The sequence below is a fragment of the Microbacterium sp. ZXX196 genome (assembly GCF_009709595.1).
In the GTDB taxonomy this organism is placed as follows: Bacteria; Actinomycetota; Actinomycetes; order Actinomycetales; family Microbacteriaceae; genus Microbacterium; species Microbacterium excoecariae.
Window position 1 is genome coordinate 1 of the sequence record NZ_WMEE01000175.1, and the last position, 272, is coordinate 272.

Consider the following 272-nt stretch of genomic DNA (forward strand, 5'->3'; position numbering starts at 1 on the left):
GCACCTGGGCCAACTACGGCGCCCTGATCGACGGGTTCGAGAAGAAGTACGGCATCAAGGTCGAGGTCGAGAACCCGAACGGCGCCATCCAGGACGAGATCAACGCGGTCACCTCGCGCAAGGGCCAGGACCGCGCGCCCGACGTCCTGGACCTCGGCAGTTCCTTCGCGCAGAGCGCCGCCCAGAAGGGGCTGCTCGCGCCGTACATGGTCGCCGGTTTCACTGACATCCCCGATGGCCAGAGGGACTCGATAGCCCGCTGGGCGAACGAC

Annotated in this window: 1 pseudogene; it reads left to right on the forward strand. The window is 66.9% G+C overall.

Going from position 1 to position 272, the window contains the following annotated elements:
* Positions 1–272 (forward strand): annotated as a pseudogene (locus tag GJQ66_RS12655) (extracellular solute-binding protein); the annotation flags it as partial.